At 69.8% G+C, this 25250-nt stretch carries 35 protein-coding genes; 13 read left to right on the forward strand and 22 right to left on the reverse strand.

Annotation, left to right across the window (positions count from 1 at the left end):
- Positions 1–6: 6 nt before the first annotated feature.
- From ACZ7OI_RS48015 to ACZ7OI_RS48080, 14 genes are all read right to left on the reverse strand, one after another.
- Positions 7–1830 carry a VWA domain-containing protein gene (locus ACZ7OI_RS48015; RefSeq protein WP_470270788.1) on the reverse strand — a complete coding sequence of 608 codons (1824 nt, stop codon included), beginning with the start codon at positions 1828–1830 and terminating at the stop codon, positions 7–9.
- Entirely contained in the window at positions 1830–3080 is a 1251-nt protein-coding gene (locus tag ACZ7OI_RS48020) for an AAA family ATPase (protein ID WP_470270789.1), read from the reverse strand. Before ACZ7OI_RS48020 ends, ACZ7OI_RS48015 begins: the two co-directional genes overlap by 1 nt.
- A 225-nt stretch (positions 3081–3305) precedes the next feature.
- Positions 3306–4007 carry a ParB/RepB/Spo0J family partition protein gene (locus ACZ7OI_RS48025; protein WP_470270790.1) on the reverse strand — a complete coding sequence of 234 codons (702 nt, stop codon included), beginning with the start codon at positions 4005–4007 and terminating at the stop codon, positions 3306–3308.
- A 122-nt stretch (positions 4008–4129) separates the two neighbouring features.
- Entirely contained in the window at positions 4130–4450 is a 321-nt protein-coding gene (locus ACZ7OI_RS48030) for a hypothetical protein (RefSeq protein WP_470270791.1), read from the reverse strand.
- Positions 4447–5208 (reverse strand): hypothetical protein, encoded by a 762-nt coding sequence (locus ACZ7OI_RS48035; protein ID WP_470270792.1) that lies wholly within the window; start codon positions 5206–5208, stop codon positions 4447–4449. Before ACZ7OI_RS48035 ends, ACZ7OI_RS48030 begins: the two co-directional genes overlap by 4 nt.
- Before the next feature lie 47 nt (positions 5209–5255).
- The gene (locus ACZ7OI_RS48040; protein WP_470270793.1) at positions 5256–5723 is read right to left on the reverse strand and encodes an NUDIX domain-containing protein; all 468 of its coding nucleotides are present in this window, start codon (positions 5721–5723) and stop codon (positions 5256–5258) included.
- Between the two features lie 74 nt (positions 5724–5797).
- Entirely contained in the window at positions 5798–6232 is a 435-nt protein-coding gene (locus ACZ7OI_RS48045; protein ID WP_470270794.1) for a transcriptional regulator, read from the reverse strand.
- A gap of 45 nt (positions 6233–6277) precedes the next feature.
- Positions 6278–6586: a hypothetical protein gene (locus ACZ7OI_RS48050; protein ID WP_470270795.1), complete on the reverse strand. Its 309-nt coding sequence runs from the start codon at positions 6584–6586 to the stop codon at positions 6278–6280.
- Complete coding sequence (locus tag ACZ7OI_RS48055; protein ID WP_470270796.1) at positions 6568–6702, reverse strand: hypothetical protein; 135 nt, start codon at positions 6700–6702, stop codon at positions 6568–6570. Before ACZ7OI_RS48055 ends, ACZ7OI_RS48050 begins: the two co-directional genes overlap by 19 nt.
- Positions 6699–7751: a DUF5131 family protein gene (locus ACZ7OI_RS48060; protein WP_470270797.1), complete on the reverse strand. Its 1053-nt coding sequence runs from the start codon at positions 7749–7751 to the stop codon at positions 6699–6701. Before ACZ7OI_RS48060 ends, ACZ7OI_RS48055 begins: the two co-directional genes overlap by 4 nt.
- Before the next feature lie 32 nt (positions 7752–7783).
- On the reverse strand, positions 7784–8185 hold the full coding sequence (locus tag ACZ7OI_RS48065) for an RRQRL motif-containing zinc-binding protein (RefSeq protein WP_470270798.1): 402 nt from the start codon (positions 8183–8185) through the stop codon (positions 7784–7786).
- 6 nt (positions 8186–8191) lie between these two features.
- Positions 8192–8422 (reverse strand): hypothetical protein, encoded by a 231-nt coding sequence (locus ACZ7OI_RS48070; protein ID WP_470270799.1) that lies wholly within the window; start codon positions 8420–8422, stop codon positions 8192–8194.
- Positions 8419–8697: a hypothetical protein gene (locus tag ACZ7OI_RS48075; RefSeq protein ID WP_470270800.1), complete on the reverse strand. Its 279-nt coding sequence runs from the start codon at positions 8695–8697 to the stop codon at positions 8419–8421. The genes ACZ7OI_RS48070 and ACZ7OI_RS48075 overlap by 4 nt, the downstream gene beginning before the upstream one ends.
- 109 nt (positions 8698–8806) lie before the next feature.
- A complete protein-coding gene (locus ACZ7OI_RS48080) occupies positions 8807–9076 on the reverse strand; it encodes a hypothetical protein (protein WP_470270801.1) in 270 nt (89 codons plus the stop codon).
- A 123-nt stretch (positions 9077–9199) separates the two neighbouring features.
- On the opposite strand from ACZ7OI_RS48080, the gene ACZ7OI_RS48085 reads away from it, so the two are divergent.
- The 3 genes from ACZ7OI_RS48085 (at position 9200) to ACZ7OI_RS48095 (ending at position 10898) form a co-directional block, all read left to right on the forward strand.
- Entirely contained in the window at positions 9200–9481 is a 282-nt protein-coding gene (locus tag ACZ7OI_RS48085; RefSeq protein WP_470270802.1) for a hypothetical protein, read from the forward strand.
- A gap of 164 nt (positions 9482–9645) precedes the next feature.
- Entirely contained in the window at positions 9646–10488 is an 843-nt protein-coding gene (locus ACZ7OI_RS48090) for a ParA family protein (RefSeq protein ID WP_470270803.1), read from the forward strand.
- A gap of 2 nt (positions 10489–10490) precedes the next feature.
- Positions 10491–10898, forward strand: a complete 408-nt coding sequence (locus ACZ7OI_RS48095) for a hypothetical protein (RefSeq protein ID WP_470270804.1) — start codon at positions 10491–10493, stop codon at positions 10896–10898.
- A 1405-nt stretch (positions 10899–12303) separates the two neighbouring features.
- On the opposite strand, the gene ACZ7OI_RS48100 is transcribed toward ACZ7OI_RS48095, so the two are convergent.
- From ACZ7OI_RS48100 to ACZ7OI_RS48120, 5 genes are all read right to left on the reverse strand, one after another.
- Positions 12304–13098 (reverse strand): hypothetical protein, encoded by a 795-nt coding sequence (locus ACZ7OI_RS48100; protein ID WP_470270805.1) that lies wholly within the window; start codon positions 13096–13098, stop codon positions 12304–12306.
- 172 nt (positions 13099–13270) lie between these two features.
- Entirely contained in the window at positions 13271–13414 is a 144-nt protein-coding gene (locus ACZ7OI_RS48105) for a hypothetical protein (RefSeq protein ID WP_470270806.1), read from the reverse strand.
- Positions 13411–14784 (reverse strand): replicative DNA helicase, encoded by a 1374-nt coding sequence (gene dnaB / locus ACZ7OI_RS48110; protein WP_470270807.1) that lies wholly within the window; start codon positions 14782–14784, stop codon positions 13411–13413. Before dnaB ends, ACZ7OI_RS48105 begins: the two co-directional genes overlap by 4 nt.
- Before the next feature lie 36 nt (positions 14785–14820).
- The gene (locus tag ACZ7OI_RS48115) at positions 14821–16257 is read right to left on the reverse strand and encodes a hypothetical protein (RefSeq protein WP_470270808.1); all 1437 of its coding nucleotides are present in this window, start codon (positions 16255–16257) and stop codon (positions 14821–14823) included.
- 414 nt (positions 16258–16671) lie between these two features.
- Positions 16672–16914 (reverse strand): hypothetical protein, encoded by a 243-nt coding sequence (locus tag ACZ7OI_RS48120; RefSeq protein ID WP_470270809.1) that lies wholly within the window; start codon positions 16912–16914, stop codon positions 16672–16674.
- Between the two features lie 305 nt (positions 16915–17219).
- Here ACZ7OI_RS48120 and ACZ7OI_RS48125 point away from each other — a divergent pair, with 305 nt between their 5' ends.
- From ACZ7OI_RS48125 to ACZ7OI_RS48135, 3 genes are read left to right on the forward strand one after another with little or no spacing between them, the layout of a single operon-like run.
- Positions 17220–17570, forward strand: a complete 351-nt coding sequence (locus tag ACZ7OI_RS48125) for a hypothetical protein (protein WP_470270810.1) — start codon at positions 17220–17222, stop codon at positions 17568–17570.
- Positions 17560–18117, forward strand: coding sequence for a DUF6879 family protein (locus tag ACZ7OI_RS48130; RefSeq protein ID WP_470270811.1), 558 nt, complete (start codon positions 17560–17562; stop codon positions 18115–18117). The genes ACZ7OI_RS48125 and ACZ7OI_RS48130 overlap by 11 nt, the downstream gene beginning before the upstream one ends.
- 20 nt (positions 18118–18137) lie before the next feature.
- Complete coding sequence (locus ACZ7OI_RS48135; RefSeq protein ID WP_470270812.1) at positions 18138–18959, forward strand: helix-turn-helix domain-containing protein; 822 nt, start codon at positions 18138–18140, stop codon at positions 18957–18959.
- Positions 18960–19118: 159 nt separating this feature from the next.
- Here the strand turns inward: ACZ7OI_RS48135 and ACZ7OI_RS48140 are convergent, their stop codons facing one another.
- Complete coding sequence (locus ACZ7OI_RS48140) at positions 19119–20003, reverse strand: GNAT family N-acetyltransferase (RefSeq protein WP_470270813.1); 885 nt, start codon at positions 20001–20003, stop codon at positions 19119–19121.
- Complete coding sequence (locus ACZ7OI_RS48145; protein ID WP_470270814.1) at positions 20000–20797, reverse strand: GntR family transcriptional regulator; 798 nt, start codon at positions 20795–20797, stop codon at positions 20000–20002. Before ACZ7OI_RS48145 ends, ACZ7OI_RS48140 begins: the two co-directional genes overlap by 4 nt.
- Before the next feature lie 601 nt (positions 20798–21398).
- Between ACZ7OI_RS48145 and ACZ7OI_RS48150 the strand changes: the two genes are divergently transcribed.
- From ACZ7OI_RS48150 to ACZ7OI_RS48170, 5 genes are all read left to right on the forward strand, one after another.
- Complete coding sequence (locus ACZ7OI_RS48150) at positions 21399–21824, forward strand: hypothetical protein (RefSeq protein ID WP_470270815.1); 426 nt, start codon at positions 21399–21401, stop codon at positions 21822–21824.
- On the forward strand, positions 21821–22090 hold the full coding sequence (locus ACZ7OI_RS48155) for a WhiB family transcriptional regulator (RefSeq protein ID WP_470270816.1): 270 nt from the start codon (positions 21821–21823) through the stop codon (positions 22088–22090). Before ACZ7OI_RS48150 ends, ACZ7OI_RS48155 begins: the two co-directional genes overlap by 4 nt.
- Positions 22087–22425: a hypothetical protein gene (locus ACZ7OI_RS48160; RefSeq protein ID WP_470270817.1), complete on the forward strand. Its 339-nt coding sequence runs from the start codon at positions 22087–22089 to the stop codon at positions 22423–22425. The genes ACZ7OI_RS48155 and ACZ7OI_RS48160 overlap by 4 nt, the downstream gene beginning before the upstream one ends.
- Positions 22422–22631, forward strand: coding sequence for a hypothetical protein (locus ACZ7OI_RS48165; protein WP_470270818.1), 210 nt, complete (start codon positions 22422–22424; stop codon positions 22629–22631). Before ACZ7OI_RS48160 ends, ACZ7OI_RS48165 begins: the two co-directional genes overlap by 4 nt.
- Positions 22632–22819: 188 nt before the next feature.
- A complete protein-coding gene (locus tag ACZ7OI_RS48170) occupies positions 22820–23911 on the forward strand; it encodes a hypothetical protein (protein ID WP_470270819.1) in 1092 nt (363 codons plus the stop codon).
- Between the two features lie 83 nt (positions 23912–23994).
- On the opposite strand, the gene ACZ7OI_RS48175 is transcribed toward ACZ7OI_RS48170, so the two are convergent.
- Positions 23995–24300: a hypothetical protein gene (locus tag ACZ7OI_RS48175; protein ID WP_470270820.1), complete on the reverse strand. Its 306-nt coding sequence runs from the start codon at positions 24298–24300 to the stop codon at positions 23995–23997.
- 84 nt (positions 24301–24384) lie between these two features.
- Here ACZ7OI_RS48175 and ACZ7OI_RS48180 point away from each other — a divergent pair, with 84 nt between their 5' ends.
- Entirely contained in the window at positions 24385–24807 is a 423-nt protein-coding gene (locus ACZ7OI_RS48180; RefSeq protein ID WP_470270821.1) for a hypothetical protein, read from the forward strand.
- A 10-nt stretch (positions 24808–24817) separates the two neighbouring features.
- On the forward strand, positions 24818–25240 hold the full coding sequence (locus ACZ7OI_RS48185) for a hypothetical protein (RefSeq protein WP_470270822.1): 423 nt from the start codon (positions 24818–24820) through the stop codon (positions 25238–25240).
- Positions 25241–25250 lie beyond the last annotated feature (10 nt).

The raw sequence follows: 25250 nt of genomic DNA on the forward strand, positions 1-25250 counted from the left end.
TTCCCCTCACACGGCGCGGTAGATGTCGGCGGTGGCGTGCGTGTCGGCCAGGTCGGCGATGCTGCGGACGTCGTCGCAGAACGTGCCGAGCACGCTCGCCGCGATCTCTTCCGCCCCGCCGTCCCCGTAGGCAGGCCGCCAGATCCGGCGGACTTCCTCGATCAGGACGCCGAAGCAGCGGAACCCGAGACGTTTCTTCTCCGACCGCCACCAGTCGAGGAATTCCTCCTGCAGCAAGCACTTGCCGTCGGTGACGAACACGACGTCGCCGCGCTGGCGGCCGACGGTGTTGAACTCCTCGTCCAGCAGCCGCACCGCGAGGCGCAGCGGTTCCGTGAACTTGGTGCCCCCGGCCAGCGGCGCGGCGGCCAGGCGGACCCGGTCGAGCTGGTCGACCGGCCGGTCTGCCGGGAACCGGAACACGTCCACGACGTCCCTGGCGAACAGGATCACCACGCAGTCGCGGGCCGGGCGTGCGGCGCGGGCCTGGTCCAGCAGGGCCAGCGCCATCGCTTTGGCGTAGGCCTCGGCGGAGTACCCGGTCCGGTAGTCGATCGCGCCCATGGAGCCGGACACGTCGACACAGGCGATGATCGCGCCCTGTCCCTCGTGGTCGTCGCCGCGCTGTTCGTAGATCATCAGCTGCTGTTCGGCGTAGCGGGCCGCGAAGCTGGCGCGCAGCGCCGGGACGGCCAGGTTGACCAGCTCGGCCGGGATCAGGCTGCCCAGGTCGTCGCCGATGCTCACCCCGACGTACTCGCCGCGGGCGTGCTCCACCCGGCGGGCCCGCTGGGCCCGTGCGAGCTGCGCGAACCGGCCGATCATCTCGGCGAACATCTTGAGCTCGGGGGTGTTCAGCTTCTTGGCCAGCCCCAGCCGATAGTCCGGGTCGAGCCGTTCCTGCACCTGCGTGCCCAGGCCCCAGCCCGCCATGGCTGTCTCCTGCGCGGCGACCTCCTCGACCGCGGCCGCGAGCGACTCCCGCGCGGTCGCGCGGACCGCCATAGCGGCCTGCTCCCCGGCCTCGTCGCCCTCGCCCAGCGCGGCCAGCGCCGCCAGCGCGGCGGCTTCGTCCTGTTCTGCGGCTTGGGCCTCGGTCACGGCGCGCTGCACGTCGACGGCCTCCGGGCGCGGCACCTCCGCCGCCTCCGGATCCTGTCGAACTCGACCCTCCGCGTCCTTCCCGGGCGCTTCCGAACCGTCCTGCCCGCCGAGGTCCCCGGCTCCGGCGTCGTCCCGATCAGCGTCAGCGTTATCGCCGTCGCGATCGGCTCCGGAGCCGTCGCTGTCGCCGGCGTTCTCGGCGGCGGCGGCCTGGGCCTTCTTGAAGCGGTCGCGTACGTCTTTCGCGCGGCGGTCGGTGTCCCGGCGGGCCTGCCGCTCGTCTTTGCCGGCGTTCTTCTCGTCGAGTGCCCACAGCATCACGGCCAGGTCGGTGCCCATCGACAGCACGGCCAGCGCCGAGGCGTAGGCATCGCCGACGGTCGATTCCCGCAGCTCGCGGTACTCGGCGGTGCCGAGCATGGCGGCCGCGACCGCGCGCCGGGACCGCTGCCGGGGCGTGACCTCGTCCGGGCCGAGCAGCTGCGGCGTGCGCGCGTACGCGGCCGTCCACACGTCCCTGACCAGGCCTTCCACGCCGTGGTCCTTGGCCAGGCGGCGCTCCAGCTCCCGCAGCAGCGCCGATTCCGAGCGGATCTTGTCCCAGACCGCCAGGTCGGCGCGGTCCGGGCTGTCGACCACCGGCTCGTCGACGGGACGCCGCGCCGGCCGCGACAGCCACGGCTGCGCCTGCCCGCGCAGCTGCCCCAGCGTCGTGCGCCCGGCCATCAGCGGCCGGCCCCGACGTCGGGCACCTGGTCCGCGCCGATGCCCAGGACCGTGGTCATCAGCTGCGCGTAGACCTGCTGCGTGCGGTTGAGGGCGCGCTGGTGCTCGCCGGTGTTGCGGTTCTCCGCCGCCGCCGTGGCCATGCCGCGGCGCAGTTTCCGGCCGATGTCGGCCAGCGCCAGGTTGGTCCGCAGTCCCCATTCGTTCAGCTGCTCGGCGATCGCGGAGTCGGGGTGCTTCTCGTCCGGGTCGAGGCTCTTGCGCGCGTTCTCCAGGCGTTTGCCGAGGTCGAGGGCGATCTTGTCGACCTCGTCGAGCAGGTCGCCGACCTTGCGCTGGCCCGCCGACAGATAGCCGCGCACGATCCGTGCGACCGTGGTCTTGGCGGCGGGGACGTCCCACAGCACGTGGTTGAGCACCGCGAGGTCGTCGACCACGACCTCGTCGCGGCCGTCCAGCCACGCCGAGGCCTGCAGCACCCGGACCGCCGACTTCCACCGGCGGTCCGAGCTGACGATCTCCTTCTGCCGCAGCTCCGCGCGCAGGTCGCGGATCGACGCGATCACCGCGGCCGGCAGTTCCACCGCCGGCACCTCCCGGCCGATCGCGTGCCGCAGGTCGGCCAGCGTCACCGTCGTCCGGACCTCGGCCCCGCCGCCTGCGGACGCGACGGCCGAGCGCAGCAGCTGCTCGAAGCTGTCCGGTTCGGCGAGGTAGTCGACCTCCAGCCGGATCAGCAGCCGGTCGTAGAGCGCCGCGGTCGCCTCGTCCTCCCCCAGCTCGTTCGATGCGCACACCGCGCTGATCAGCGGGCACTCGACCGGGGAGCCGCCGCTTTCGGGGTGGTAGACCCGCTCGTTGAGGTAGGCCAGCATGCTGTTCAGCGCCGCGCTCGAGCACTTGAAGATCTCGTCCAGGAACGCGATGTTCGCCTCGGTCGCGTGCCCCGCGTAGACCTGCCGGTACTCCCCTTGCGCCAGCGCCCCCACGTCGATCGGCCCGAAGATCGCCGACGGCGCGGTGAACTTGGACAGCAGGATCTCCCAGTTCACCGCCCCCGTGATCCGCGAGGTCAGCTCCCGCACGATCGCGGACTTCGCCGTCCCCGGCGGCCCCAGCAGCAGCGTGTGCGCGCTCGCCAGGATCCCGATCGTGATCATGCGGGCCTCGACGTCCCGCTCGTGGTACTGCGCGGCGACCTCGCCGACCACGGCGTTCAGGTCCCCGCGCAACGTCGATGCCTCTGCCATGTTCGCCTTGTCTCCCAACGGTTTTCGCGTCGTTCCGCTGCGTCTGTGCTGGTCGCGCCGCAGGCGCGGGCGGGAGCGCCGATCCGAACCTAGCGACTCAGCTCAACTACGTCAAACGATTGTTTGCCGTATCCAATGCTAAGTATACACCGCCCACACGTATGTATGGGCGGTGTATACACGTTCGGCGGATCCGGTCCGGATCGGACAAGGGAGATCCGGCGGTCAGGAGGTGCCTGCGGCCAGTGCGCGGATCTCGGCGATCAGCGCCTGGGCATCCGCCGCCGACAGGCCCTGCTCGCAGCGCCCGGCCCACGCGTCGGCCAGGGCCCGCAGGTGGCTGACGCCGATCGAGGTTCGGCGGGTCCGGGCGCGGTTCTCGGCGGTCCGGCGCGGACGCGGCACTGCGGCCGCCGGCGCGGCCGGGCTCGCGGGCGCGGTCTCCGCAGCGGGGTCCTCGGCCTGGTACCAGCGGCGGACCGTGGCCGGGGTGACGCCGCAGCGGGCGGCGACCTCGGCGATCGGCATGCGCTCGTCGTCGACGAGCTCGCGCACGGCGCGGCTGCGCTCGGCGGGCGAGAGCGGCTTGGTGTGCACGCCGGTGGTCAGCATGATCGCCATCGCCTCGGCGTCGGTGCGGGCGGGCACGATCTCGGCGTTCAGGCCCCGCAGCCCCGCGATCGACGCGGCGCAGAAGCGGCGGTGCCCGTCGAGGATCTGGCAGACCTCGCCGCGGCGTTCCACGGTGATCGTCTGGTGCTGGCCGTCGTTGGCCAGCGACTCGGCCAGCTCGGCCAGGTCGCCCATGTCGCGGCGCACGTGCCGGGAGTGCACGCGCAGCTTCGCCAGCGGGATCCGCGCGGTCCGGATCGGGCGTTGTTCGTCGAGTTCGCGGCGGACCGCCAGCTGGGTCGCGGTGGTGCTCATCGTCGGTCTCCCTCGGGGTCGGTGTGGTGAGCGGTGGCAAGTGGTCGATCTGGTCGGTCATCCGGGCCGTCCTGGCCAGCCGGGCCGGATGCGGAAACGAACGCGGCCGGGACCGCGGCGGGCTATCCGCCGAAGCGGGTGATGCCCCGCTCCCGCAGGCCGTCCTCGATCATTCCGGCGTAGTCGGTGCCGCAGAACTTCTCGGCGTAGCGGCGGCCGGCGGGCGTCCGCGGGGAGTACTCGACGATCGCGCCGTTCTCGTCGCAGACCACCAAGGCCTTGTCCGGATCCTCCTGGTCGTGCGCGGGCTCCTGGAACTGCTCGACGGCTGACCGGTGCGGATCCCCGGCCCCGGTCCCGCCCGGGACCGGGCGGCATCCGGTCACGGCCAGCACCGTCAGCACGGCGGCGGAGACCGCGGCCGCGATCCTCGCGGCGGTCATGCGCGCACCCCCGAGGCGGAGGGCCGTCCGGTCCCCTGTTGGGCGTGCGGGGCGGAGCCGGGGCCGTCGGCCGCGATGCCGAAGTAGCGGGCGGCGGTGCGCAGCACGTCGCACGGCGCGGCCACGATGCACTCGACCGCGAACTGCCCTTCCCACTCCCCCGCCCACATTCCGGCGCGGACGCTGCACACCGCGCAGGCGACCGTCGCGTCCGGACGCGGGCAGAACGCGACCCCGTCGTCGCGCACGTGCTCGCAGCCGCCTTCGGCGCACTCCTCGGGGACCAGGATCTGCGGAGCGTGCGCGGTGACGTGCCCGAGCAGCTGCGCGACGTGCGGATGGTCCCGGTCGTAGTCGTCCTCGGCCCGGGCGAGGATCGCCTCGCAGATCCGCACGACGAGCATCGGGTCCGGCAGCAACCGGGTCAGCACCGTCAGGTCGCGCCCGACCGGGGTGAGCATGGCCAGCTCGGCGGCCCCGGCGCGCTGTTCCAACGCCAACCGCCACACGCAGTGCGGGCAGCGCCCGGCACCGCGGTCGGCGGCGAACAGCGGGTTGGCGCGGTCGAAACCTCCCCAGGACGGGACGGGGACCGCCGGGTCCCCGCACAGCGCGACGGCGACCAGGGTGGCACGGCGGGGAGGCACCAGCACGGCCGCGGCGCGGCCGCGGGGGACGGCGTGCTTCCAGTCGCCGCCTTGGCCGACCACGTACGGCGCGTCGGCCGCCGCCGGTTCGGCAGATTTCGCTTCGGACATCGGTGTGTTCCTTCCATGACGGGTTGTTGGGCGGACGGGGCTCGGTGTCAGCGGAGCCGTGCGACGGACTCCTGCAGCAGGTGGTTGTGGTCGAACGCCAGCCACGCGGCCAACGCCTGCTCCACCGGGATCCACTCGGCCTCGGCCGCGTCGTCGGCGGCGACCGGGGCCGGCATCTCGCCGATCAGCGCGGCGTAGACGGCGGACACGGTCCAGTGCCGGGAGTCGCGATGCGGGGCGTCGCCGATCGCGGCCAGCAGGAGCCGGTCCTGGCCGATCTCGATCCCGGTTTCCTCGGCCAGCTCGCGGGCGGCGGCCGCCCGGCTGGTCTCGCCCGGGTTGACGAAACCGCCGGGCAGCGCCCAGTGGTCCGGGTACGCGTCCGACCAGGAGGCGCGGCGCACCAGCAGCACGTGCGCGGCCGATCCGTGGCCTTCGGAGATCAGGACCACGTCGGCGGTGAACCACGGAGCGGGCCACTCCTGCTGCTGAGCGGCAGACTGGGAGGCAGGCATCGGTTTCCCTTTCCTTGTCGGGTTCGGCTGCGCGGGAGCCCGCAGGCACGCGGGCCGCCGGCAGAAGCAGAAGTTCAGTCGGCGTCCAAAGCGGTCACGCCAGCTGCGGCGGCGGTGAACACGGAGTGCCAAGCCTGATCGAGCAGCGGCGCGCCGCCATGTTCGAGGAAGCTGCCTTTCCCCAGGCGGCGGGCGAGCGGGAAGAGCAGGCCGTGCTCGCGCCGGTCGGCCGCGTAGTGGCTGGTCGCGCTGACCAGCTCTCCGAGCACCTGCCCGCGGACCGACAGGCCGAGCCCGAACAGCCGGTCCGCGACCGCGACGGCGGCTGCCGACACCAGGGAATCGGAGGCGACGTGCGCCAGCGCGGCCGCGCCGCCCTCAGCACCGGGCTTTCCCTTGGTGACGGCCTGGTGGTCGGTCCGGACCCAGTAGTCGGCGAGCTGGTGCGCGGCCGAGCGGACGACGGACACGACAGCGAACCGGATCGCGGCGGTGTTCATGGTGGTCATTGCGGATTTCCTTGTCTCTCGCGGACGGGTTGGTCGTGCAGTTGGTCAGGCTGCGAGCGCTTGCTCGATCACGTCGGGCGGCGGGACGTACAGGCGCTGGCGGCCGCGACCCTCGACGCTGGTGAGGCGGCGGACGTCGGCCAGCAGCCAGTGGAAGCAGCCGGGCTCGCCCCAGTCGGCGCAGTCGCCCGTGCAGTCGGCGCCGGCGAGATGGACGTCAGCCAGCGCTGCGACGGCGAGGTACTCGCCGCGGGCGACCTCGTCCTCGCCGACGCGGTGGCCGAGGCGGGCGGCGAACCAGAAACCGGTGCGGTCGAGGGTCTGCCCCGCGTGGATCACGAGTTTCCCCGCCATTCGCCGGGCGGGACCCAGGTGCGGTTCTCGACGGTCTTGATCCTGGCGGCCAGCCAGTGCGACCAGGGCGGGCGCACGGTGAGCGCCAGGACCGGGGAGTCGGCGACCGCGGTCATCGGGTCGCCGCCGGGTACTCGTCCCAGGTGCGGCCGTCGAGCAGGCGGCCGGCGCGGGTCTTGCCGACCCGGAACACGCCGCACCAGGGCCCGTCCTCGCGCATCGCGGTCGCCTCGTCGACGGTGCGGCCGTCGTGGTCGCGGATGTAGGCGTCGGGCTCCGCGTCGACCCACGGATCCCGGCCGGTGCCGTCCGGGCTGCCGTAGCGGGCTTGGTCGCGCAGGCTCCGGGCCCAGGTGGGGTGCATCGGGCGGGCTCCGGCGCCGGATTCGCCGCCGGCGACGACCCAGTCGAGGCAGCCGGGCGCGGCCGCGTAGACGGTGCCGTCGTGGTCGCGGACGTCGCCGGCCAGGGCGTCGACGAACGGGCCGCCGGGACGGCGCTGCAGCCTGGTCAGGTCGATCGGTCCCAGCAGCGGCTCGGCGGAGACGAACCGGACGGCGGCCGGGGTTTCCAGCAGGGCCGGGATCCGCAGGTTCGCGGTCGCCTGGTCCTCGGCCGAGACGCCGAGCCAGACGTTGGGCAGGGCCCGGCCGCCGAGCATCGCTCCGGCGGCGAGCCAGTCCTGCTGGCAGCCGGCGAAGCGGGCGCGGCCCTCTTCGGCCACCAGGTGGGCGAAGGTGGCGCGGCCCAGCAGGGACCGCATCCGGACGTGGCGCTTGGTCAGCAGCTGGTAGGTGTGCTGCGGGGTCAGGGCCATCACGGCGAACACCGCGGCGATGAACCTGTCGGGGACCTGGTCGTGGAACAGGTCGCTCATGCTGTTGACGAACACTTTCCGTGCGCCGGGCCAGTGCAGCGGGTCGGCGAGGACGTCCTCGTGCACGGTGAGGCCGAACCCGTGCCCGGACGTGCGCGGGTCGCCGTCGGCCTGGTACTTCGCCCGCGCGGGGTCGAGCTGGCCGAGTTCGATCCGGCGGGCTTCCATCGCCTGCAGCCGCTTGGCCATGGTCAGCGCGTAGCAGTTGTCGCAGCCGGCGGAGACGCGGTCGCAGCCGGTGACGGGGTTCCAGGTCAGGTCCGTCCATTCGATGGTGCTGGCGCCCATCGGTTCCTCCAAGGGTCACAGGGGTTTCGGGGTCAGGCGACGGCGGACTGGCCGTAGTCGCCGGTCTCGTCCATGCAGTCCCAGCAGCGGCGGGTGCTGGCCGGGATCCGGTAGCTGCGGACTTCGCCGCAGCCGCGGCAGGTGCGGGCGCCGCGTTCCATCGCCGCGACCGCGGCGCGTTTCGCATCGGTGACCCGGGCCGCGGGCAGCGTCTGGTCAACGCGCCAGAGCACGCCCACTCTTTTGCCGCGATGGCAGGTGATCAGGCCGTAGGGCTCCTGGCCGGGACGCAGCCGCCGCCCGGCGGCGTGCAGCTGCCGCTTGGTCATCAGCCCGTCCGGGGCCCACCGCCACTTCCACCAGGGCAAGCCCTCGCGGACGCCGTGGCACCAGGTGCGCCGCCCGTCCCACAGCTCCAGTTCGACCAGAGCCACGACCGGTCACCGCCGCTTGCCCGCGCGGCCTTCCGGCGACCAGTTGGCCGGCCGGGCATGCCACCCGGCCGCGACCACCGTCAGCGCGCCGGCGACCGCCGCCGCCAGGCCGGGCCCGACCAGCCCGGCCGCGAAGAACACGACGGCCGCGACGGCGAACCCGGCCAGGCCCGCCAGCAGCAAGACGCGGTTGCGGCGCCGGGCCTGTTCGGCACGGCGGCGGCGCAGCCGGGTCATCGGCCGCTCACCTGCTCGCCGATCGCGGTGATCTCGTCGGCCAGGCCCGCCACGGCCAGATGGGCCTCGCGGGTGCGGCGGGCTTTGCGCGCGGCCGTCGCGAACGCCTGCGCCATCGACGCGGCACCGGCGGATTCCGCGAGCGTGTCGTAGGCGCGGGCGACGTCGCCGGCGAGGCTCGCGGCCGCGCGGTGGCCCTCGGCGCTGTCGATGCCGTCGGCGACGAGCTGGTGGTAGGCGAGCGCGCTGTCGAGCGCGCGGTCCTGATGAGACACTGAAGGTCCCCCTTTTCGTGTTCTGGCGAATGCAGGAAGCGGGGCTGGAACCGGGTGGCCTGCGCGACTCATGCTTTGGACGGCGTGTCAGCGCAGGTCACCCGGCGGCTTATGCGGCAGGCCCGCCGACGCTGGAGACCGGGCAACCGGCCGGGCTGACGCCGAACCGCCCCGCCGGCTTCGGCTGCCGCGCGGTCGTCTCCGCCGCCTCCTCGCCGGCCGTCCCGCCGCGCACCGGGCGCAGCAGAATCTCGCCGCCGGATCCGACGAACACGGTGTAGCGGGCCTTCGGCTCGGCATCGGCCTGCCCGAGCGGCACCCGACGGCGCCCGTCGACGGTGACCCGCCCCAGCGCCTCGAACTCATCGATCTCGCTCATCAACCCACCATAACCCACCCGCACACGCCCATACATGGCCCATACAGGTGATTACCTGGTCATACATATTGCGGGGTCGCGGATGCACGCGGTCCGGGCCGGTATGGGCTTACGCTCTCTCCTATGCCGACATCCAGCACCCCGCCTGGCCGGAGCCCCAAGGCCGACGCGCCCGGCATGAAACGCGGCTCCCTGTACGCCTCCAAGTCCGCACTCGACGGCTTCGACCAGGCCGTCCGGAAGGTTCAGAACACGCTCGGCGGAGACACTCCCCGGCACGTCGCCGTCTCGGCACTGCTCGAAGCGGCGGCCGGGCAGGCCGACCAAGTCGCCCGCGCACTGGCCGCGCAGCAGGCCTCCGAGCTCGCCGAACGGCTCGACGCGCTCAAGCGCGCCGCCGAGTAGCTCTCGACTGGTCTCCCACCTGCAAGAACAGCCAGGAGACGAGGTCCAATGAAGACGACACGCGCACTCATGCGTGACTAGGAGACGTTAGAGAGTTACGTTCTTAACGCTCATCATTAAGTTCGTAACGTCTTAACGTTCGCAGTCTCGGGAGGGGTGCTCGTGTGAGCTATCGACTCGCTGTGTGCAACAACAAGGGCGGAGTTGGCAAGACGAACGAGGTCATCAACCTTGCAGTCTTTCTGATCACGCTCTACAACCTGCGTGTTCGAATCATCGATCTTGACCCGCAAGCCGACTCATCAGCGGCGCTCGGGTTCGAGGTCAAGGAAGAAGAGGACGCTCCCAGCGTCTTCGAAGCAATCACCGATGCATATCAGCGTCAGCGACTAGTGACCGGCACGGCTTCTAAGGCAATCCAGGCATGCCGATGGGATGTGCCTTGGGGTCCAAACCTCACTTTCATCCCAGCGCGCTTCGATCTCGAAGAGGCCAATTCGGTCGCCCCTAACCTTGATCACTACTTGCGCTTGCGCGCGGCGCTCGAGGGCACTGACGACGACGTAGACGTCACTCTCTACGACTGTCCGCCTTCGCTTGGCGTTCTTCCGCAGATGGCATGGGCAGACGCCGATGACGTCATGCTCGTAACGCAGCCCAGCTTCCGCTCCTACCGGGGCTTGAAACGAACTCAGGCGCAGCTCTACTACGTCCGGGAGAAGCTGCTTGTCCCAGACCTTGACATCGTGGGGTTCGTCATCAATGCCGTCCGGGAGCAGACGAAGAACCATCAGCACTGGACGAAGCGAATCATCGACGACCTCGGCGAGGAACGGCACTGGGGCACTGTTCCGCTGCGAGCGACGTTGTCGCGGCTTGACGACCAGTTGAAGCCTGTCGCGTTCCTTGAAGACGGTGCCGAGAAAACCGCGCTGACCGCGCATTACAAGCCGATCGCCAGCAGGATTCACCAGCTGGCCACGACCACCATCAACGAGGAGATCTGATCATGGCCAAAGACGACGACTACCCGGATGGCGACGGTGCCGTCCCCGGCGGCGAGCAACCGCGTACACGTCGCCGCGGCGCTCTTCCTGGTGGTGGTGAAAAGCCAGCCCGACCGCCTCTGTCGACCAGCCCGGCCGTGAACGTTGCCGGCGAGGGCGATCTGGAGATGACCGAGAAGCAGCAGCTGGCGAACGCCAAGGTCTGGGGCCTGCGCATCTCCGAGGGCCATTACGAGACCGGCAGGACGATGACCAGCGTGCTGGGCGCGCGTTACAAGCTGGATCAGCGACAGGTTGGCGAACTGATCGTGCAGTTCCTCGTCGAGCATCGCTTCGAGTTGGACGAGTTCATCGCCAAGCACGCTGGCCCTGCGGTCGATCTTGACTTCTTCACCCGCCGAGCGGAGTAACTGCGCAGTCCTAACTGAGCACGCCCCTTCCTGGACACAGGATGCGCCCCGCCTTTCCTCCCGAGGATTGGCGGGGCGCAGTCGTTTCCGCCCTCTTGGGCTTCTGGGTTGGTGCGATCAAGGGACACGTCGCCGACGGGGGAACCAGGGAGCAGGCGGATATCTGTTCGCCGCGGCGCTGGGATGCGCGGGGCCGATGACTGCGTCGCCCCTGGTTTCAGCCGGCGGCCTTGCGGTCAGGTCCAACCTGCTACGTGCGAGGGCCTTCGGAAACTTCGCGCTCCCCGAGGACGCAGGGGCGCCTCAACGGTCAGGTCGAGCCATTCCGAGCGCGGCGTGCCTTGTAGACCGCGTGCACTGACGTGGCCGAGTTGGTCGGCGATCTCGCTGGCCAAGCCGTGACCGTTGCTGGCCTCGGTCACCGCGGCCCTGCGCTTCTTGGCCAGGTGGCACCTGCCCCCAAGGGGACCGCCGGCCCTCGAACGGCTGCGGTCAGGTCGGCTCGGCCGCCCGCGAGATGACACTCAGCCACGCCGTATAGTTCGTTATACACAGCTCTGCTGACGTTCGTTCCGCGTCCGGCGGAGGTCCCCACGGCAGTTCGCAGAGAGCCCTGTCTCCGGCCCGAAGAGGGGAGGAGCGCTACCCGACCAGAGATGGTTCGACCACCCCAAGCCAGCCGGAGTGGACCACCCCGGCGACACACCCCACCTGGCACCCCAAATCCGCAGGCGAACCCGTGAATTGGGGTGCTGACGCTGAGGCGGTCGGCAGCCCCAATTCACGGGCGGCGGCAGGACTGCGATTGGGGTGGCAGGTGGGGCGGTTCGGCGCTTCCCTCGCGGACGCGCAGTTGGGGTGCAGCTCGTCGCATCCAGCCCTGAACCCGGAGCGCCGATTGGGGTGCGGGCGACACCCCAGAACCTGACCGGCTGCCGAACCTCGCCGCCCGGTCGCAGGCGGACAAAACCGGCGATCGCTGCAGACGCGGCGCGCCCCAGAGAACGGCGATCGGGCAACCAGGTGATCGATTGGGCCGCACGCCCCGGGGAAAGGCAGAACCCGGCCCCGTGGAGCTCCACCACCCGCTCCTCGGCCAAGCGGGGCGCGTACGAGCATCGGAAACAGTTGTTTGCCGTGTCTCAGCGAGCTGGGGAACGCAACTAGCGCAGGAGCGCTACCGGCATGCGGTAGCGGGCCAATGCCGCAGGAACAGCGGACATGCTGTCCAGAGGATGTCCTCGCCTGCCGCCGGACTTTCACGCTCCGTGAAAGTCCGGCGGCCTGGACTTCACGCCGGACTTCGGCTTGACAACAGCAGGCCTAACGCGTACGCGTGCGCGCGCCACGCGTTGGGGTCCGAACCCGGCTGTCCGGCCGGGATCTGGATCGGACTTCCGGACTATCACCGAGAGTGACGTTCTGGGGTGTGGTCCGGCTGTGGCGGACGGTCGTCCTGGTTGATCCGCAGGCCGGTCAGCAGGTCACGGCTCCAAGTCCGGTCGGGATCGTCCCCTGCGAGCAGGCCGCGCTCGGCGAGCCAGGCGAGCGCGGGGGAGAGCTCGCCGGCGAGCCGCCGGCGGTGCGGCCTGCCGAGACCGGCCGGTCCGCACCGGCCGGAGCGCAGCAGTGCGTCGGTGACCGGAGCGAGCGCGCGGATCTCGTCGCGACCGGGTCGGCCGGCGCGGATCGCCGCGGCGATCCGGGTGCGCAGTTCGTCGCGGTCAGCGTCGTGGAGCTGGTCGGCCGGGCGGATGTCGGTCGCGTCGGTAACCCGGTGCCACGGCCGTCCCTTCACCGAGTCCGGGGAGGCGCGGCGACGGACGGGCTTATCCGGGATGGTGCCGGCGACCGGCCCGGCCAGGGCGAGCACGAGCATCGCGGCCGCGCCGGCGTTGCCGCGGGCGGCGGTGCGCTGGTAGCTGCGCCAGTCCGGCAGTGCGGTGAAGTCAGCCAAGGCGAGGCCGGCCTTGCGCGCGGCTGCGGGCAAGGCGCCGAGGTTCGCCAGCGTGTGCAGCTGCTCGACCCGCAACGGCAGCCGCACGTCGTCGATGCCGGAGACCATCGCGGTGATCTCCTGTCCGACGCGCAGCCGGGCCGCCTGGGTGGCGCGCAGGACGGTGGCCCGCTTTGTACCGTCGGCGAGCCGACGGACCGCGTCCGGGCTGAACCGAAGCACGAAACCCCTCTTGACCTGCATGAACATCTCCTTCTCCAAAGGGTTCAACATGCCGCTTCACGATCTTGGGCAGGCGCTCAGCGCCCCGGAGAGCCTCGCGGGCAGCCATCCGGCGTCCTGGGGCGAAGATGTGGCCGTTCGGCTGCCAGAGGCAGGCTCAGAGGGCTTTCAGCAGGCACATCGGGCATGTGGATCACTGCCGGGCACGGCTGGCGAACCGGCAATAGTGCAGCTGGTAGGCGACGGTCACGGTGCACAACGTCGTCGCGGCCTGCTCCCATATCTGTTCCAGGCTGGTGTAGCCACGGTTGTCGTCCTCGCCTGTCAGCCTGGTCATGACCGGGCCAGATCGACGAAGCGGCTGTAGTGCAACTGCTGACCGACGGTGACGGTCCGCGTGGGGCCGCCCCGATGTTTGGCGAGGATCAGGTCGGCTTCGCCGTTGCGTCCGGAGTCGTCCTCGTAGACCTCCGGGCGGTGCACCAGGATCACCACGTCGGCGTCCTGCTCCAGCGCGCCGGATTCGCGCAGGTCGGACAGCATGGGCCGCTTGTCCTGGCGCTGTTCGGGCCCGCGGTTGAGCTGGGACAGGGCGATGACCGGAACCTCCAGCTCCTTGGCGAGGATTTTCAGCTGGCGGGAGAATTCGCTGACTTCCACCTGCCGGCTTTCCGCCCTGCTGCCGGAGCTCATCAGCTGGAGGTAGTCCACGACGATCAGGCCCAGGCCGTGCTTGGCCTTGATCCGCCGGGCTTTCGCGCGGATCTGCGCGACGGTCGAACTGGCGGTGTCGTCGATGATCAGCGGGCCGCCTGCGGAGAGGCGCTGGAAGGCATCGGAGATCCGCTGATAGTTCTCGGGCTGGAGCGTGTGCGGGGTCATCATGTCGCGCAGGCGCAGCTTCGCTTCAGCGGAGATGATCCGGTTCCGCAGCTCGCTTTCGGACATCTCCAGGGAGAAGATCACGCTGGTCTTGCCGTGTTTGACCGAGGCAGCGCGGGCCATGTCCACAGCCAGGGTCGACTTGCCCAATCCAGGGCGGCCGGCGATCACGATGAGCTGGCCGGGCTTCCACCCGCCGGTCAGCTCGTCGAGGTCGAGAAACCCGGTGGGCAGGCCCGGCTCGATCCGCCCGGCCTGCATGTCGTCCAGCGCGGACAGCCAGTCGACGTGGCCGTCCGTGAACAACGTGTACCCGGAGCTGGCGGAGCGATCGTCGACGGCCGCGTCCAGCGCAGCCTGCGCGCGGTCGAGGACCGCGGCGATCTCGTCGCCGCCCTGGACCCCGACGTGGCCGAGCTGCTGGATGCGGATCCCGGCCTCGCCCAGCCGACGAAGTTTCGCCTTCTCGGCGACGATCTCGGCGTAGTAGCCCGCGTTGGTCGCGGTTGGCACCACGGCGATCAGGTTGTGCAGGTACGGTGCCCCGCCTGCCCTGCCGAGTTCGCCGCGGCGCTCGAGCTCGGCCGACACCGCGATCGGGTCGGTCGGGTCCCCCTTGCCGTAGAGGGCAAGAATCGCCTGGTAGATCGCGGAATGAGCAGGACGGTAGAAGTCTCCGTCGGACATCCGCTCGGACACTTCGCCGATCGCGTCAGTCGCGAGCATCATCCCGCCGAGCACGGACTGCTCAGCGACCATGTCGTGCGGCGGCATCGAGCTGTCGCCGTAATCGGAACCAGGATCGACGATCATCGTGTCGGTCATGTGAATTCTCCAGTTCGTGCAGGTCAGAACAAGTGATCAGGCGACAGCGGGCGGAAGACAGTCCGGGCAGCGCTGTTCCCGACCGTCGGGACCGGTGACAGTCCGCGCGCTCGGATAGGTCTCGCCTTCGCACGCATCGCAGGTCGCGCAAGCCGGAAGCACCGGCGTCGGCTCGGGACCAGCAGGAACCGCCTGGTGACTGACCGCCTTGGCCGTGCTGGCCTGTGGTTTCGCGACACCGGGCAAAGGCAGCGGGTCCTCGTCCAATGGCTCGACGGACAAGGCTCGAAGGCGCTTGGGCAGGTGTTTGAGGAACGCGTCGGCTACGTATCCGACGGGTTTGCGCTTGGCCTCGCCCAATGCGGCCCGGCCGATCTCGGCGACCTGGTCCAGGGTGATGTCCGAGGTGGCCATCGCCTGGCAGATCGCAGCCTGGATGAGATCGGCGTCGCTCTCCATCAGCTGGAACTCGACCCCGCTGACTTCCGCCCACTTGCGCCACGGCAGGCGCCGTACCACCCGTCGCACCTCTGCCAATCGGCGCTCGTCTTTGCCCGTGGCGGGCGGCTCCGCCGCTCCGCCCGGCACGGGCTCGATCAGATCTTCGATCTCTCCTTCGGAGATCGAAGATCGATCGATCTGATATGTCCCCCCCTCAAGGGGAGTGGGCTGACCTGCGAAAACTTCTCCATCCTCCCCTTGGGGGGGATGGAGGTTCGGAACCCGTCCCCCTTCTGGGGCGTATGGGCTGACCTGCGAAAACAGATCCAGATCTTCATCCATCCCCTCCCGGGGGAGGGTGGTCTGATCAGCCATCCCCCTAGGGGGGAGTGTGGGCTGGCCTGGCGATTCTTCGAACAGTGTTCGCGGGCGAATCGGGATGGTGCGCGGCTTACTGCGCTTGCTTCGAGATCCGGACGCCTTCTCGTGCGCGAGTTCCGCTTCAGCGATGTCCTCGGCGATCAACGCGTCGATCTCGGCCAGGGTCTGCGGCCCCCGGTAATGCGTGGGCGGGTTGGGGTACACCAGGAATTCGTTCTCGATCGGCCGGCCTTTGGCGTCGCGGCGAGCCTGGCGACGACCGGTCTTCGGATTGACGCCGCCGTCGACGATCCGAAGGAAGCCAATCTTCTGCAGATAGTCGGTCAGCCACTTCGACTTTTCAGGACGCTTGAACCCGCACAGCAGCGCCAGGCGCGTAGGCGAGAGCTTCACCGCCAGGTCGCCGTGTACGCGAACCGTTGAGGCCATCAGGAACGTCACGGCCGTGATGACCTTGTCGGCCGTGATGACCTTGTCGGCCGCGTTGACCGCCGGAGGATCAAACAGAACACAGGCATTGACCCACAGCGGCACTTCCGCCTTCGCCGGGCTGATGCCCATCGCGGTCACATACGGTGCTGTGTCGGCGAACGTGCTGCTGGTGTCTCCTGGACCCCGGAGAATCTGCTGGGGGAGAGAGCTGCGGTTCATGCCGACACCTCCGTCGCTCCAAGCCGGAGCGCCTCGTGCCGGGTCGTGATAGCTGGGTCTGCATGCGAGATCGCGAATTCGATGCTGAACGCCTCGGATTGCTGCGCGGGTGGTGCGTTGCGCTTCATGAGAGGTAGTGCTCCTTGTGGATCTTGTGGAGCACCACGTCACCGTGATGATGGTCCCGAAACCCCGGGGTTGGCCGAGTGGATGCGGTACTATCACCAAAAGCCGCGGGCCGAGAGGTCCGACGTGGTGGTTCCCGTGAGGGGCGGCTAAATGGTGAGTGGTGTTCCCACTTCGTTGCGGAGCTCTCTGCGGATTCCTGGCCAGGAACGAGAACGCAGGGGGTTTCCGTCTGTCTGGGGTCATTCGCGCCGACGCTGGTGAGGCGTCCGCAGCGACAGTTTGGGGCTACACAGCAGACACCCTTCCGAGCTTGTTCCGCAGGTCGGCGACCTCGCGGCGGAGTTGTTCAATCTCCGCGCGCTCTTGTGCTCGCACGTCGTCCGGTACGACGTGCGAGATGAGCCGGTGGTGGTACGACAGCGGAATCTCGCGTCCAGACTGAGCGGCCTCACGGATCATGCCGATGTCCTTGTGGAGCTCGGTGATCGACACGGTATTCGTCGATGGTTCTGAGACTGCCGTGGTCATTGGGCCTCCTGTGGTGCGCGTGGCGGCCAAGCTACCTGAAAATCTAGAAATTTCCGCATCGAGTCCGCGGTCGGGCGTGTCGCAGCGGTTGTCTGTGTACGGGAAACGAATCTTTCCTGTACGTCGACTGAGATGTGGACACGTGTCATCTACCAGGGGAAACACGCTGTATAACGACCTGTACATCAGGGCTGTTTAGCTCGAGCTTAGGTCGAGGCGAAGCTAGTCATCCTGGTATTGACTAAGACGGGTCGTGCTCGCACACTCGGTGACGTTCGTGTCGCGCTACTCGCCGGGAGTGCCGGATGAAGCTCACGCTGGAAGAGACCATGTGCACCAACGGCCGCACCTGTCCCAACGTCAACCGGTCGGACCGCGGCACGGTGGTGGTCCAGGGCTACGTCGTCGACCCGGTCGCCGCGGTTGAGGTCGGGCTGGCGGCGGGGGAGACGGTGGTGGAGATCCCGGTGGGGTTGCTGCGCGAAGGCGTGGTCGCCGAGGAGACCCGGCTGCTGCCGACCGAGCGGGAGACCGTGCTGGTGGTCGGGCAGCGCGTGACGGATCCGGAAGCGCTGGCCGAATTGCAGATGCCCGACGGCGAGGACGCGGTCGAGGTCGCGGCCGCGCACGCGAAGGAGGCTTCCCATGCTCGATGAACAGCAGCTCGGCGACTACATCGACGCGCGGTTCACTCGCACGCTATGGCGCCTGGAAACCCACGACCACCTCGACGTGGACAGCGACGGCGACGACTTCCGCCGCTACGTCGCAGGCCTCCCGCTGGACATGACGCGCCGGAAAGCCTGGCTGGACGTCTTGCGCGGCGAAGTCGCCGAGGGCAAGCACACCTACCGGGTGCACGTCGTCCGCTCGCCGCTGACGGACTACCTCCGCTACGCCTTCGAATGGGGCTACCAGCTCAACGAGGAAGCCGGCGAGCACGTCGGCATCCTCGACCTCAGCGAACGCGACGCGCCCGCCGACCTGGTCTTCCAGGACTTCTGGCTGATCGACGAGCAGCACCTGGTGCTCATGCACTACGACGACGGCGGCCGGTTCACCGGTGCGGAACCCGTCGCCGATCCGCAACAGCTGGTGCGCTACAAAGCATGCGTGCGCGCCGCCTGGTCCGCGGCGCAGCCGTTCCGCGACTACTGGGCCGCCCATCCCGGGGCCTGGCGCAGCAATCGCAATGTCGCCTGACCCGCCGCGTTGGAGCCCCGTTGACGAACCCGACCCCGCCGTTGTCCGCGTCGCTGCGCGCATTGCGCCAAGACGCGGGCCTCGGCCAGATCGCCGCCGCCAAGCAGGCCGGGCTGTCCCAAAGCAAGGTCTCCCGGATCGAACGCGGTGCCGGCGTGCCCAGCCCCGACGACGTCAAGGCCCTCTGCCGCGCCTACAAAGCCCCGGTCGAGACCCGGAATGAGCTGATGCAGATGGCCAAAGACCTCCAGGAGACCAGCCACAGCGCCCGCGTGATCCTCCAACGAGGCGGCTGGGCGATGCAGGAACGCATCGGCAAAATCGAGCACACCGCCGAACTGATCCGGGAGTTCTCGCCCTCCGTCGTCGTCGGCCTGGTGCAGACCCCGAACTACGCGACCGCCCTCTTCGGCGAATCACTGTCCGAAGAGGACCGGGACCGCACCGTCCGGGCACGCCTCGAACGCCAGGCGATCCTGACGACCGGCCGAAAGATCGAGATCGTGATGGCCGAGGGCGCGCTGCGCTGGTGCATGGGAAGCGCCTCGACCATGGTCGAACAACTCGACCACCTCGCCGAGGTCAGCACACGCTCGAACGTGAAACTCGGCATCATCCCGTCCACCACACCGGCCACAGTGCCGGCGCTGCACCCGTTCTCCCTGTACGACGAGCACGCCGCGCTGCTGGGCACCATCAGCGCCACCGCCGTGATCACCGACCCGACCAACCTCAAGGAATACGAAGACTACTGGGCCGAAATCCAGCCCCTCGTGTCCTGGGGAGACGAAGCCCGCAGCGAGATCGCGCGCGTCCGACATGATTACGTCGCTCGGCTCTGACCAGGCTTTTTTCATGCACAGGCTTAGTCAAAGTGAGGATGACTAAGCCTGATGCGGGTAGAGGTGTTCATTGAGAACTTCACAGTGGAAACGGCCATATACGCATACGGAGCCCTCACCTGATTGGCGAGGGCTCCGTATGCGGGATCGCGACTGCGGTCAGGTGGATGTGCAGTCTGGAGTTCGGTTGCCGACGAGGACGACGGTGTTCGGGTCGTCTCCGAGCCGGAGGAGGTAGGTGTGTCCTCTGCGGAGCAGCGTGGCGTCGAGATTGGGCGGCCAGGGGTTGAGCGCGTAGGAGAAATAACTGCTGACGTGCCATCCGTCGCCAGCATCGAATAGCACTGGCCGGTGCTGGTGGGTGACAGAGAGGGGGATCGTGTCCGTCAGCATCCAGTCGTCGACGATCAGGACATGTTCGTGGCCACCGGTCGGGTTGCCGGTGGAGAGATCGTCGAACTCGCCGCGGATGACGACTTCGGGATGGCTGGGCAAGGTCGCGATAGGTGCGAACTCGGTCACGGTGGTCACGTCCAGTGCTCGCGGCGCCTTGCTGAGTTGGAACAGCGCGCCGCTGTGGCGTCCAGGTTTCTCGACGACACGCAGCTGCTGGGCGCCGAGATCGCGGTAATAGCGCTGCAGTTTCTCGTTGCCGCGCCAGACGTCCCAGCGCAGCCACAGCACATCGCGCTCGGAGGCGTAGCCGAGGGCCCAGTCGATCAGCAGGGCGCCGAGGTTTTCGCCGCGCCGGTCGAGCCGGGTGGCGAGTTTGGACAGGTAGAAGGCCGGGGCCAGTCGCTCTTTCGGGCTCCAGAAGTCTTTGTCGGCGACGGTGGTCAGGGTCAGAGTGGCGATTGCCTGGTCGCCGTCGAAGAGCAGCCAGGTCTCCCCGCGTTCGATGGCGTCGGCCATGATCGGCGCGAAATCCCGGGTGGACCACTGGTCGGTGCCCGTGGTCCGCAGCCAGGTTGTGCGGGCGTCGAGCAGGGCCATGACCTGGCCGTCGTCGTCGGCCGTGGCCTGGCGCATGAGGTAGCCGCTCATGGATTCACCTGTACCCGCTGCTTGGCGGCGATGAGGTCGAGTCCGTCTTGGTCGCCCTGTTCCCACACGAGGCGGGTGCGGCCGCCGAGGCGCAGGTAGCGCATCACCCGGGTGATGCGCTCGGCCGTGGCGGCGGTGCGGACCTGCACCAGGAGCGGGCTGCCGACCGGGATGGCCAGGTGGAACGCCTCGTCGGCGTCGGCGCTCTCGTCGGTGACCTCGTCGACGTGGGCGATCTCGGCGTAGCCGGCCTCGGCGAGCTTGCGGATGGTGCCGCCGGGGATGTCGGTCGGGCTGTCGAGCCCGACCTCGCGGGCGAGGTCCATCGGGTAGTAGCCGGCCTCGATGCTCCAGGGCTCCTCGTCCAGGAGTTGGGTGAGGATGCGGACCACGACCGGTTCGGCCCGGTCGATGCCGAGCCGGTCGGCGATGGCCTCGGGCGGGATCTCGATCTTCATCTCGAAGCGTTTGGACGGCGTCCGGCCGGCCCGTTCGGCGGCCTCGGTGAACGCGTCGGTGTTGGTGGAACGGGGCCGGTCCGGGCGCAGTGCCAGGTTCGCGACGATCGGGGTGCGGCCGCGGTAGCGGACGATCGTGCCGCGTCGGCCGTCGACCCATCCGGTGTAGACCAGGCCGCGCTTCATCAGCTGGTCGATCGCGCCGCGCACGGTGATGCGCGAGGCTCCGAAACGCTCCTCGAGCTCGGGGAGCGTGGGCAGCGACGTGCCTGGGATCCAGGCGCCTTCGTCGATCTCACGGGCGAGCGTCTGCGCGATGCGCTCGTAAGCGTGCACGCGGTGCCTCCTTCGCGGCTTGGTTATAACCACCATATCCAACCCCTTGACAGTCCGACAGTGCTGAGTGATTATGTTGGTTATAACCACGATAACCAACATGCACAAAGTCGGTTGTCGGCCCTCGGCCAGGTCCCAGCCCTGACGAGGACAGCGCGAACCGGGCCTGCGCCCGTGGTGGTTCGGTCCACCTCCCCGGCTATGCCGGTCGGAAATCCCTTGTAGACGCGGGGACCGCAGAGAACTGCATAGCGAGCGAATGAGCACCTGACCGCCTGTCGTCCCGCTCACCCACCTGGTGATGGACGTGCTCTGAAAGGCCGGTCCCGCCTACATCAAGGCTTCGCCGTCTTCCGGTCGCACCCCGTCCGCGTTCCTCCCCTCGCGGACCGACTGGGAGGCGGCTTTCCGCAGACACCCCGTGGTGTTTGCCGGTCGTCCTCACCCGCATCGCCGTCCCGCCGCGCGCTTCGCGCGGCGAGCAATTGCGGGTGAGGACGTGCCGGGGAACCACCACCCCTCAGGCCCGCCCCGACGACCTGGCCCGTCGGGGCGGGCCTCACCTCGTTAGCGCCGCCACCTTGGAAGGGAGCAGTACGGCATGACCACCACCAGTACCTGCAGCACCACTGACCAGTTCGAGGTTTTCGGCGACGCCACGTACGTCGCCGCAGCTGATTTCTTCGGCTTTGCCGACTTCGTCGCCCCGGCAGATCGACACGACGACGCGCTGGCGGTGCGCGGGCGGGACCGCGACCTGCTGTCGGCGACCGCGTTGTCGGCGATCGAGATTCCGCCCTCGGACCTGCCCGGGTACGACCTGCCGGACTACGAACCCACCGCGGCCGACCTGATGGCGGTCGAGCACTGGGCCGACGAGGACCGGATCGACCAGCGGCTCGCCGCGGCGAACACCGCCTCTGCGGTCGCGGCTCGTCACAGCGACCTGCTCCGGCTGCGGGCCGAACTGCCTGCTCTCGCCCTCGTCGACGAGCCGGACGACCTCGACCTGGAGCGTGCGGCATGAGCGACTGGCGCCACGACGCGGCCTGCCGCGAAGAAGACCCGGAGCTGTTCTTCCCGGTCGGCACGTCCAGCCCCGCAGTTCTCCAGGCTCGCGAAGCCAAGGCCGTGTGCCAGCGCTGCCCGGTCAAGTCGGACTGCCTGAACTGGGCTCTGGCCTCCGGCCAGGACGCCGGCGTCTGGGGCGGCATGACCGAGGACGAGCGCCGGGCGCTCAAGCGCCGCCGGGCACGGCGGCAGAAGCAGAACGAGTCGCGGCGGGCGGCGTGACCGCCCGGATCGCGATCCTCGAGGACTACCGGCCTCAGGAACCGGCGCCACGAGCGGAGTGGCCGCTTCACCGCGTTCTGCAGGCCGCCTGCGAGGCCACTGCCTGGACCGACGACGGTACGCAGTGGCGCGTCGACGGCCGTCCGGCCACCGACGCCGAACTTCGTGCGATCGCGGAGCTGCTCGACAACGACCTGGCGGCCCTGGCCCCCGGCGATGCCCGGCTGCGCGGCAAGCACCCGGGCGCCGAGTGCGACGCCTGGCTGGCCCCGACCTTGGCGGGCCAGCACCTGCAGCGGCACTGGAACCACTTCACATACGGAGGTGCGCAATGATCGCCACAACAGACCTGGGCCACGAGATGCGACGCAGCGTGTGGGCCGAGATCGGCGCCGACGAGGTCTACCTGCGGCAGTACCGGACTGACATCGCCGAAGCCCCGACCGCGGTCGACGCCGGCCGCGCGCAGTTCCGGCTGGCTGCGGTCGAAGCCCACGAGAGCCAGCTCTGGGATTCCCTGGCGAACCTGCAAGCCATCTGACCCGGTGCTCCGGCACCGGGGGAGCACACGCGGGCAAAACCGGGGCCATCCTCCCCGCCCCGGTTCCTTCCCCGACCCGCGTGTGTTCCCCCGGCCACCGGATCGTCCGGTCCTCCCGGCCGAGGGCGACCTCGGCCGGCGTACTTCACCGCATCCCCCCTCCGTCGCTGTCTGGAAGGAGACACGTCGTGGACGCCCTCGGCGCGAACGCCCCCGAGCCCGACGACCGCTACCTGTTCGACGCCATCACGGCCGACATCGCCATCAACACGGCCGCGATCGAGCAGGAGGTCGCCGCCGGCCAGAAACCGGATACGGCCCCGGCCGCGCCGGAACCGCCCCCAGCCCCGCTGCCCGCTCCCGTGCAGAACGCCGACCGGGAGCGGACGGCGGCCCCCACTCCGCCCCAGCCCCCGGCCGACTCGCTTCCCCCGCCTGCCACGGCCGGCCTGCCGGCACCGCCGCCCCCGCCGGAGCTGGTGGTCCCGTCGAAGCCGCAACGCCAAGGGTCCGAGGTAGTCGACTGGTGGGCGAAGGCGTTCCCGCACGTGGTGTGGCTCTCGGTCGTCGCGGGACTGGCCGGGCAGGTCTTCGGGTTCGCCGAGTTCTTCGGCGGCGGACCAGTCGCCTGGGTCGTCGCCGCGGTGCTGGGCGGCGTGTTCGAGTTCATGATGGTGGCCTGCTCCAGCCGCGGCTTGCGCGCGATCGGCCTGAACCGCAGCTGGCGGGAGTTCACCCCGTTCTTGCTGCTGGGCACCGCCGCAGCCGGATTCGCCGCCTACATGAACGTCAACCACTTCGCCGGCTGGCTCGGCCTGGCCGCCGGAACCGTGAGCCTGCTCGGCTATGCCGCGCACGTGTTCAGCCACCTGTTCGAGGAGCTGGAGCGGCGGTTGGCACTGGCGGCGTGGGAGGCCGAGAAAGCCGAGATCGAAGCCGAGATCAAGGCCCGCGCCGACGCCGAACGCGCCGCGTACGACGCCTACCGGGCCGAAGTGGCGAAGCAGCGTCGGGAATCCGTCCGGAAACCGGTCGCCCCGGCGACCGCTCCGGCGACCGGCTCGGCCCCGAAAGCGACGGCGGAGAAGAAGCCCGTCGGCAAGCGCGGCGGGCGGGCGAGCAAAGCCGACGCCCTGCGCGTGGGAGTCGAGCGGAAGGCCGCCACCCCGGCGAAGCTGCGCGACGCGCTGACCGCCGCCGGCTTTTCGTTGCCCGCGTCCTCGACCACGATCGAGAACTGGTGCAGGGACATCAAGACAGCCCTGGCCGACGCCGGCTGAACCGCCCTAAGTCACAGCGCCCCGGCCCTGCGAGCGGGCCGGGGCGCTGTGGGAGTCGGACGGCTCGCCTGAAGTGGAAAGAACTAGCCGAACCGGCTTTCGGTCATGTCCCGGCCGTAGGTCGAGCGGGACGTCGCGACCGGCTTGGTCCGGTTCTGGTGCAGGACTTCCAGCACGTAGTCGTCGAGGAACGGCATGTCCCGCAGCCGGTCGTAGACCCGCGACTGCTCGGCCGCGCACGCCAGCGGCACGAAGTGCTTGCCGCAGGCCTTCTCGAACTCCTCGTCGTCCTCCAGCTCGAAGAACTCGGTCACCGGCCCCGGATCGTGCCGCAGCGCGCGGCCGTCCAGGCGGGCGATCCGCAGCTCGTAGCGGTCTCGGCGTCCCATGCACCGCTCCCTTCCTGTGTTCCGGCAGCTCAACGGTACCCGCAACCACCGACACGACCACCGATCCCGAAGGAGGAACCCGCCGTGACAACCCCGGTGCCCGTCCCGCACGCGTCCCGGCAACGTCGCAGCGTCCGCACGGCCCTCGCCGCGCTGCGCCGGGTGCGCACCCAACGCGAACGGTTCGCCACGGACTACGGCAGGGCCGTCACCGCGCAGGAACGCTTCGCGGCCGCGGCGAACGCGCTGCGCGCCGCGGCCGCCGACGGCGCGCACCAGCCGGACCCGGACGAGACGGCGCGGCACCTGGACCGGATCACCGACGCGATGACCACGCTGCTCGCGCAGCTGCACGAGGCCCAGGAAACCCGGGCCGACCAAGCCCTCCGCGCGGACCAGCGCCGGATCGAACGCAACGAAAGGAGGCGGAATGCCCGAACCCACCCCTGCCCCTCACACCCGGAACCCACAGCCCCCGGCACCGGAGCCACAGGGCCAGCGGCCTGACCTGAAGCTGGTGCCGGCGGTCGCGCCGCCGGAAACCGACGCCGAGATCACCGGCCCCATCCCGGTCGTGCCCGCCGCGCCCGACACCCCGGCCGGGCAGGCCGAACGCGGCGAGGCGGGCGAGGCGGAGGCCGCAGTCCCGTCGCTGGCTCCGCTGGACGTGCGGTTCCTGGACTGGCTCGGCGAGATCCTCGCGCTGCGCCCGCACTGGTCGCAGCGCTCGCCCTCCTCGGCCGCCGTGTTCGCCTACGCGAGCAGCGGCGACTGGACCGCCAAAGAGAAAACGGTCCTGCGCGTGCTGCACGGCCTGTGCGTGCTGGCCGCGTTCGGCCTCACCTACCTGCCGCTGTGGGCCATCCAGGTCGCCCGCTGCAAACCGGTCGGGTTCGTGATCACCCTCGCCCTGCTGTTCGTCCTGAGCCACATCCTCTGACCGAAATCGA

This window comes from Amycolatopsis sp. NPDC114503 (genome assembly GCF_055633655.1).